This is a genomic window from Bacillota bacterium, assembly GCA_012839765.1.
In the GTDB taxonomy this organism is placed as follows: domain Bacteria; phylum Bacillota; class Limnochordia; order DUMW01; family DUMW01; genus DUMW01.
This window is the reverse complement of sequence record DUMW01000079.1, coordinates 1-5,097: the sequence shown is the minus strand read 5'-3', so window position 1 is coordinate 5,097 and position 5,097 is coordinate 1. Positions and strand designations below refer to the sequence as shown.

The following is a 5,097-nucleotide window of genomic DNA, read 5'->3' as shown; positions in this document are numbered from 1 at the left end:
TGGAGACGCAGTGGGAGAGTAGGTCGTCGCCGGGACCTAATTTAATCCTCGGTAGCTCAATGGTAGAGCACCCGGCTGTTAACCGGGTGGTTGCTGGTTCGAGTCCAGCCCGGGGAGCCAGTTTTTAGAAAAGCCACCTTTTGTAAGGTGGCTTTTTTGTTTCCAGGAGTTGCGCAGTGTATTTCCTTCCCCTCTGACTCAAACTAGAGACGGGGTGGTTATTTGGCCAAGATCATGTCGGAACGCTTGAAGTACGAGCTCGCCGACGAACTTGGGTTTCTCGATCGCGTGAAGAACGGAGATTGGGGGGAAATAACCACCAGACAGGCTGGTCTGCTGGTTCGGCAAGCCATCAAGCGTGCCGAAGAGCAGATGGCTAAGCAGAGCAAGGGCAATTAGCCCTTGCTCTGTTCCGTCCATTTTAGGATGGGCTTTCGGGCTGCCGTAGTCTCATCCAAGCGGGAAACTGCAGTATAGTGAGGGGCTGTGGTTACCATTTCGGGATTTTCTTTTACCTCTTCGGCAATGGCGAGCATGACTTCGACGAAATGGTCCAAGGTTTCTTTACTTTCCGTTTCCGTAGGCTCCACCATCAGCGCTTCCTTCACGATCAGGGGGAAGTACATCGTGGGTGGATGGAAACCATGATCCAGCAAACGTTTAGCGATATCCAACGCTGCTGCCCCTTGTTCTTTCTGTCGTGTGGCGCTGATGACAAACTCATGCATGCAGAAATCGGCGTAGGGGACGTCGTAGGTTTGCTGAAGCTTGTGCAGTAGGTAATTGGCATTGAGCACCGCATCCTCACTGGCCTGGCGTAACCCATCGGGGCCCATGGCCAGGATATAGGCGTAGGCCTTGAGGTAGACACCGAAGTTGCCATAGAAAGACTTTACCCGGCCGATGCTTAAGGGCTGGTCATAATCCAAGGTATAGGTGTCGCCTTCCTTTTTCACGATGGGTACAGGCAGATAGGGGACCAGTTCCTTCTTTACTCCCACGGGACCACTGCCCGGACCGCCGCCACCATGGGGGGTGGAGAAGGTCTTGTGCAGGTTCAAGTGGACCACGTCAAAGCCCATGTCCCCCGGCCGTGTAATACCCATAATGGCGTTCAAGTTGGCACCATCATAGTATAGTAAGCCGCCGTTGCCATGGACTATATCGGCCAGTTGTTTTACATGGATCTCGAAAAGACCCAAGGTATTGGGGTTTGTCAACATTAGGGCCGCGGTATTGTCATCGACCTTTTTCGCCAGATCCTCCAGATCCACTAACCCCTGGGAATCGGATTTGACCTCCACTACTTTGAACCCGGCCATGGCGGCGCTGGCGGGGTTAGTGCCATGGGCTGAATCGGGAACGAGAACCACATTCTTGTGGGTGTTACCATGGTGTTGATGATAGGCCTTGATTAACATCAGGCCCGTAAGCTCCCCGTGGGCTCCCGCAGCAGGCTGCAAGGTGAATTCATCCATGCCCGTGATCTCAGACAACATCTCCCCCAAATGATACATTACCTGCAGGGCTCCCTGGACCGTCTCGGGAGGCTGCAGGGGATGGATGTGAGCAAAACCGGGGATCTGGGCAATGTCTTCGTTTATCTTTGGATTGTACTTCATCGTACAGGAACCCAAAGGATAGAAGCCATTGTCCACGCCAAAATTGCGGCGGGACAGGCCAGTATAATGCCGGACCAGATCTACTTGGGAGACCTCTGGCAGCGGGGCCGGTGTTTTCCGGCATAGGTGTTCCGGCAAGTCCATCATGGGGACGTCATTGGCCGGCAAGTCTACCGCTCGTCTTCCTTCCCTACTCCGCTCGAAAATCAAAGGATAGTCTTTACGCGAGTTCACTTTGTATCGCCTCCCGATGTGGCTTTCGCCAGGGCCTCGGCAAGCCGTTCGATGTCTTCCTTGGTCTTGGTCTCGGTGACCGCGATGAGCAGTCCCTTGGGCAGTTGCGGGTAATCGCGATTGAGGCAATAACCGGCCAGAATTCCGGCTTCCTCCAATACTTGCTTGGTGATTTGTTCCGGATCTCCCGGACAATTCACGGCGAACTCAAGGAAGAAGGGCTCTTCAAAGATCAGACTGAAGCCGGGAATGGCGCAGATCAGGTCTTTGGCGTAATGGGCCTTGTACATACAGAGGTTAGCTAGTTCCACAAAGCCTTCTTTACCTAAAGCCGCTAGGTACACGGTGGCGGTCAGTGCATTTAAAGCCTGGTTGGAGCAGATGTTACTGGCGGCCTTTTCACGCCGGATGTGCTGCTCCCTTGCCTGCAGGGTCAAAACAAAGCCCCGTCGACCTTCCTTGTCCGTAGTCTGTCCCACGATCCGACCGGGCATCCGGCGGAGAAGCTCTTCCTTCACCGCGATAAATCCCAGGGAGGGACCACCGAAACTGAGGGGGTTACCGAGACTTTGCCCGTCGCCCACCGCAATGTCTACCCCCGCTTGGCCGGGGGTTTTGAGAATTGCCAAGGACAGGGGTTCGACGCTGGCGATCAAAAGCGACTTGTTTCGATGCACTAAATCTGCCAGGGGCTCAAGATCATGAATACAGCCGAAAAAGTCCGGATTTTGAACGATGACCCCAGCGGTGTCCTTATCTAACGCCTGACCAATGGCCTCCCCCAGGCTGAGTCCTTCTTTAGTGGTCACCTCTTTCAACTTGACACCCACTGTATCACAGTAGGTGCGTAGTACTTGACGGGTCTGGGGGTGTACTGTTGTGGCCACTAATATCTTATCCCGCCGTGTGGCATTTACCGCCATGAACGCGGCTTCACAGGTGGCAGTGGCTCCGTCATACAAAGAGGCGTTGGATACGTCCATCTCTGTAATCTGGGTGATCATCGTCTGATACTCAAAGATAGACTGCAGCATTCCCTGGCTTATCTCTGCCTGATAGGGTGTATAGGATGTATAAAATTCGGAACGTCTCACCAGATGTTGTACGACGCTGGGAATGTGGTGTTCGTAGGCTCCGGCACCGATGAAACTCAAGGGCCGTTGATTTTTCGTCCCAAGGTCTTGCATATAGGTCAAGAGCTCCTGCTCGGACAAGGCCCGAGGCAGATTGAGCTTCCGGTTCAACCGGAGCTCTTCCGGGATGAAATGGAAGAGCTCCTCCACCGACGATAGTCCGATCTCAGCCAGCATTGCCTCACGATCTCGGCGGGTATGTGGCAGATAGGGATGCACTGCTATTCCTCCGTTTCTTTGCAGAAGGCCTCATAGTCCGCGGCACTGAGTAATCCTGAAAGTTCCTCGGTGTTACTTAGGTCAATCGCAAAGATCCAAGTGTCCCAGGGTGCTTCGTTAAGGAGTTCCGGTGCCTGTTCCAATTCCTCGTTTACTTTCACAATGGTACCGGAGATCGGAGAATAGATGTCCGATACAGCCTTCACCGACTCCACAGAACCGACGGGATCTCCCGCCGCAACCTCAACCTCTGTCTCGGGGAGTTCCACGAAGACGATGTCTCCCAAGGATTCCTGGGCGTAATCGGTGATACCGATATAGGCCAGGTCACCCTCTTGCCGGACCCACTCGTGGGTTTCAGTGTACAACAGATTCTCTGGATTGCTCATTGTTCCTTCCTCCTTAACGCTTGTAAAATGGTAGGGGTACGATGGCGGCTGTCATGACCCTTTTGCCCGACCGAACTGTGATTTCTCCCGTAGGCTTGCTGGTAAGCAGTGCCATCCCAATATTCTTCTTCAGGGTGGGGGCATGGGTCCCTGACGTCACCACGCCGATCTTATTATCCCCATCGTATACATCATAATTATGCCGCGGAACGCCCTTTATGGTCTCCAAACCCACCAATTCTGTGGTGATCCCTGTTTTAAGCTGGGCCTCTAACGCGGCTTTACCTATGAACTCTTTTTTGAGATCTACGAAGCGACCAAACCCGACGCTAAGGGGGGTGATATCCTCCCCTAGCTCATGGCCATAGAGGGGTAAACCCGCTTCCAGTCGCAGGGTATCCCGAGCACCTAGACCGATGGGGCGGACCTCCTCATGGGCCAAAATCTCCTGCCAGAGGATGAGCAGCTGCTCCGTCGGGCAGTAAATCTCAAAGCCGTCTTCCCCGGTGTATCCAGTCCGAGAAAGAAGACATGGCACGCCGACGATTTCTACTTGGGGACTAAAGCGGTAAAACCGGATCGTCTCCAAGGGGAAGGACGTCAACCTCTGGAGCACTTCTTGGGCTTTCGGCCCTTGGAGGGCCAGTTGTCCCATTTCCTGCGTCTGGTCCGTCAGAATGGCTCCCTGTTGGTTATGCTCTTTCAACCACTGGACGTCTTTGGTATGGTTTGCGGCATTGGTAACCAGCAGGAAGTCTTCGGCACCTAACCGGTAGATCAGGATGTCGTCCACCACGCCGCCCTTTTCATTCAGGATAAAGGTGTACCGGATTTGCCCATCCTGCATGGTAGCCACATTGTTGGACAGGACATACTCAAGGAAGGGCAAGGCCTGTTTCCCCGTGACCTTGAGGCGTCCCATGTGGGAGACATCGAACAGACCTGCACTGGTACGGGTGAAATTGTGTTCCTCAATGATCCCTGTGTACTGCAGGGGCATGGACCAGCCCCCGAATTCGGTGATTTTCGCACCCAGTCTCAAGTGTTCCGCATGCAGCGGAGTTTGTTTACTCAACCATAGCACCTCCCAGTATATAGTTCGTCAAAAAGCAGTAGGTACCTTGCTCGATGGTTTTTCTTTCCGATGCCAAGTGACGGGGCCGGAATCATATTCCTCCACGTCGCCATGATGCATTCTTCATATGTACAACAGGTATACAAAGTGCGTTGCCCCATATTCTTAGCTTCCGTACTTTTTGACTCGTCCTGTCGTGGAAACTTACTGGATATTCAACCGAAAAGGAATGTGCGATATGCATCGAAAAGTCCCTTTGTCCGCTGTGTGGGTTAGCAGCCTGGGAACCGCAAAACACCGGAATGACCCTGTGCCTGCAGTTCCGTTGGGAAAGAATAAGCCGATTCTTAAGCCGATACCTCTACCGATGCATTACAACTCTATACTATACAGGGAACGGGGGAAAGTCAACTCAAGGGTAGGGT

Annotated in this window: 5 protein-coding genes and 1 tRNA gene; 2 read left to right on the top strand and 4 right to left on the bottom strand. The window is 53.3% G+C overall.

Going from position 1 to position 5,097, the window contains the following annotated elements; translation table 11 throughout:
- Positions 1 to 45 precede the first annotated feature (45 nt).
- Together GXX57_07895 and GXX57_07890 are read left to right on the top strand one after the other, a co-directional pair.
- Positions 46 to 120 (top strand) — tRNA-Asn (locus GXX57_07895).
- A 114-nt stretch (positions 121 to 234) separates the two neighbouring features.
- Positions 235 to 399, top strand: coding sequence for a small, acid-soluble spore protein, alpha/beta type (locus GXX57_07890; GenBank protein ID HHV44571.1), 165 nt, complete (start codon positions 235 to 237; stop codon positions 397 to 399).
- Here GXX57_07890 and GXX57_07885 read toward each other — a convergent pair.
- From GXX57_07885 to gcvT, 4 genes are read right to left on the bottom strand one after another with little or no spacing between them, the layout of a single operon-like run.
- Positions 396 to 1,856, bottom strand: coding sequence for an aminomethyl-transferring glycine dehydrogenase subunit GcvPB (locus GXX57_07885; GenBank protein ID HHV44570.1), 1,461 nt, complete (start codon positions 1,854 to 1,856; stop codon positions 396 to 398). The genes GXX57_07890 and GXX57_07885 overlap by 4 nt on opposite strands.
- Positions 1,853 to 3,208 (bottom strand): aminomethyl-transferring glycine dehydrogenase subunit GcvPA, encoded by a 1,356-nt coding sequence (locus tag GXX57_07880; GenBank protein HHV44569.1) that lies wholly within the window; start codon positions 3,206 to 3,208, stop codon positions 1,853 to 1,855. Before GXX57_07880 ends, GXX57_07885 begins: the two co-directional genes overlap by 4 nt.
- A gap of 2 nt (positions 3,209 to 3,210) precedes the next feature.
- The gene (gene gcvH, locus GXX57_07875; protein ID HHV44568.1) at positions 3,211 to 3,597 is read right to left on the bottom strand and encodes a glycine cleavage system protein GcvH; all 387 of its coding nucleotides are present in this window, start codon (positions 3,595 to 3,597) and stop codon (positions 3,211 to 3,213) included.
- Positions 3,598 to 3,610: 13 nt separating this feature from the next.
- Positions 3,611 to 4,672, bottom strand: a complete 1,062-nt coding sequence (gene gcvT, locus GXX57_07870) for a glycine cleavage system aminomethyltransferase GcvT (protein HHV44567.1) — start codon at positions 4,670 to 4,672, stop codon at positions 3,611 to 3,613.
- Positions 4,673 to 5,097: the final 425 nt, after the last annotated feature.